This is a genomic window from Deltaproteobacteria bacterium, assembly GCA_028818775.1.
Taxonomy (GTDB): domain Bacteria; phylum Desulfobacterota; class Binatia; order UBA9968; family JAJDTQ01; genus JAJDTQ01.
Genome location: JAPPNE010000168.1, coordinates 1 through 2,616, shown reverse-complemented (window position 1 = coordinate 2,616; position 2,616 = coordinate 1). Strand labels below are relative to the sequence as shown.

Genomic DNA, 2,616 nt, shown 5'->3' with positions numbered 1-2,616 from the left:
GTCCCTCTGCGCCGCGCGCTCCATGTCGCGCCGAACCAGCGCGACGCGGTCGAACGTCGGCTCCCTGCCCTTGGGCACATAGCCGCGCTGCTGCAGGTCGACCGCCTCCGGCAGGTCGTCCTCGGCGGCGAGCGTCGCCTCCGGCGGCGGAGGCACGAACGCGTGCAGGCGCTTCGCCAGATCGGGCGGGATGAACGGTAACGAGCCCACATGGCCGCCGCGAAAATGTAAAAGGAAGCGCAAGGGCAGAGCGCCGGGAGCGTCGATCCCGTCGAAGCCTGCGGGAAAGGCGCCGTACTTGGCCTCGAACCGCGCGGCTTCGAAGCCACCGGCATCGTGCAGCGCCTCACCCACCGCCAATCGCTGGACCTCGTCGAGATCGTCCCAAAGGCGGCGGAGCGAGGCCCCGCCGAGACGGCGCTCGATCGCCGCGATCATGTCGGCCTTCCGCGTGGGCGGCGGCTTGGGCACCGAGAGCCACTTCACCATGACCGCGAGGTCGCGGTTGTTCAGCGTGCCAAGCGCCTTCGCGAGCACCGGGTTCCAGTCATCGTCGATACGGACCATCGCTCAACTCCCTCGTCGGTGCCGATGCGGCCGTGACGGTCGGTCCGTCTGCGCTCACGGCATGATGTCGGCGGCGATGCTGTCGGACACCAGGGCTGCGGACTCCCTCACCGAATCCCGCGCCAGGTGCGCGTAGCGCGCGGTGCTCTGCAGCTTCCGGTGACCCAGGAGCTTGCCGATCATCGTGAGGTCTTCCCCCATCGCCAGCGCCCGCGACGCGAACGAATGCCGCAGGTCATGAAGCCGCACGTCGTCGAGACCGGCGCGCTCCCTGACGCGGTGCCAGTAATAGGTGAGCTGCATCTGCCGGCCGCCCGGCTCCGGGCCGGCGATCACCCAGGGATTGCCCGAAAGACGCGGCAGCCCGGCCAGAACACGCACCGCTGCTGGCGACAGCGGAACAATCCGGGGGCCAGTCTTGCTATCGCGAAGCCGGACCTCGTTCCGGCCCAGCGCAACGTCCCGCCAGCGAAGCGTCAGCACCTCGCCCGAGCGGCACCCGGTCAGCGTCAGCAGCCTGAACGCCGCCGCCACGTGAACCGGCACACGGTCCTCGGCCTCAAGATCGTCAAGCGCCTGGCCGAGACGTCGGAACTCGTCCTCGGTCAGGAAGCGCTCGGGCCGGCGCGTCCGGTACGGCTTCACGAAGCGGCAGGGGTTGCTCCCCGCAGGCATCAGACCCCACGCCTGCGCACGGTTCAGCATCCGAGACAGCGCCCCCACCGCGTTGTTCGCCGCCGTCGGCCTCTTGCGCAGACGATACTGAAGCTCGGCAACGTGCCTGCGGTCGAGCTCCTTGATCGGCAACTTGCCCAGCTTCGGCAGGATGTTCCGCTCGATCACCCGGCGGTAGCCCATGACCGTGCCGGGCTTGCAGTAAACCGCCACGTGCTCGCTCAGGTATCTCTCCGCGAGCTCCGCCACCGTCGGCCCTTCGCCCGCGTCCGGTGCCGCCCCCGTCTCCGGCTCCTCGCCGCTCTCCAGGCGGGTGAGGATCACGGCAGCCTGTCGGCGCGCTTCTTCCACGGACATCGTGCCGTGGCGGCCGACGGTGATCCGCTTCGAGCCGCGACGGCCCCTGCGCTGCACCATGTAGGTCTTGGCGCCGGAGGGATAGACCCGGACACCGAAGCCCGGCAGGTCCCGGTCCCAGCACATGACCTCCTTGTCAACGGCAGTCAGCGCGTCCACCACCCGGTTCGACAGCGTTCTACGGTTCGATCGCGGCATGTGCCAATTCTCCTCTACACCGCCTCGACCGGCGCCATGCCCTCGGCCCCGGTCCGGGCGGCGGCCTCGGTGCGCAGGATGTCGTCCTCGATACTGTCGCCCACGCGGGCCACCGCGACCTTCTCCGCCTCCTGCGACAGATGCGCGTACCGCGCCGTGCTGCTCACGTCCGTGTGGCCGAGAAGACGCCCGATCATCGGCAGCTGAAGGCCGAGTGCCAGAGCCCTGGACGCAAAGCTGTGCCGCAGGTCGTGGATGCGAACGTCCTCGACCCTCGCCCGCTCGCGCACCCGGTGCCAGTAGCTGGTCAGCTCCGCCAGATGGCGGTTCGGCTTGCCCCCCGTGATCACCCAGGGGCTCCGACGGACACGCTTGATCCCGTCCAGGACCCCCAGCACGGCAGGCGTCAGCGGCACCATCCGCGCACCGGTCTTCGCGTCGCGCAGGCGAATCTCACCGGCCTTGCGGTCGATATCGCTCCACTTGAGCGTCTGTATCTCACCGAGCCTGCACCCCGTCAGCATCAGAAGGCGCAGCGCCGCCGCAGCCCGCGCCGGCACCGGGCCCTCCGCCTCGAGCTCGCATAAGGCCCGGCCTACCCGGCGATACTCGTCCTCCGTCAGAAAGCGCTCCCGCCGGCCCTCCTTGTAGCGCTTCACGAACCGGCAGGGGTTGCCCTCGGTCGGCCCGACGCCCCACGCCTCGGCCAACGAGAACATCTTCGACAGCACCATCAGCGCCCGGTTCGCAGCACGCGGCGTCTCCCGCAACTCGTAATGAAGCGCCGTCACCTCGGCACGCCCCACCTTGTCCACGGGC

Annotated in this window: 3 protein-coding genes; all 3 read right to left on the bottom strand. The window is 69.5% G+C overall.

Annotated elements, in window-relative coordinates:
• Positions 1–567 (bottom strand): hypothetical protein (locus tag OXU42_17915; GenBank protein ID MDE0031264.1); only part of this gene is annotated, 567 nt, incomplete at its 3' end.
• Between the two features lie 54 nt (positions 568–621).
• Entirely contained in the window at positions 622–1,797 is a 1,176-nt protein-coding gene (locus OXU42_17910; protein ID MDE0031263.1) for a site-specific integrase, read from the bottom strand.
• A gap of 14 nt (positions 1,798–1,811) precedes the next feature.
• Positions 1,812–2,616 (bottom strand): site-specific integrase (locus OXU42_17905; protein ID MDE0031262.1); only part of this gene is annotated, 805 nt, incomplete at its 5' end.

Coding starts and splice junctions, on each gene's coding strand:
- OXU42_17910 (MDE0031263.1), bottom strand. CDS start 1,797: ATGCCGCGATCGAACCGTAGAACGCTGTCGAACCGGGTGGTGGACGCG.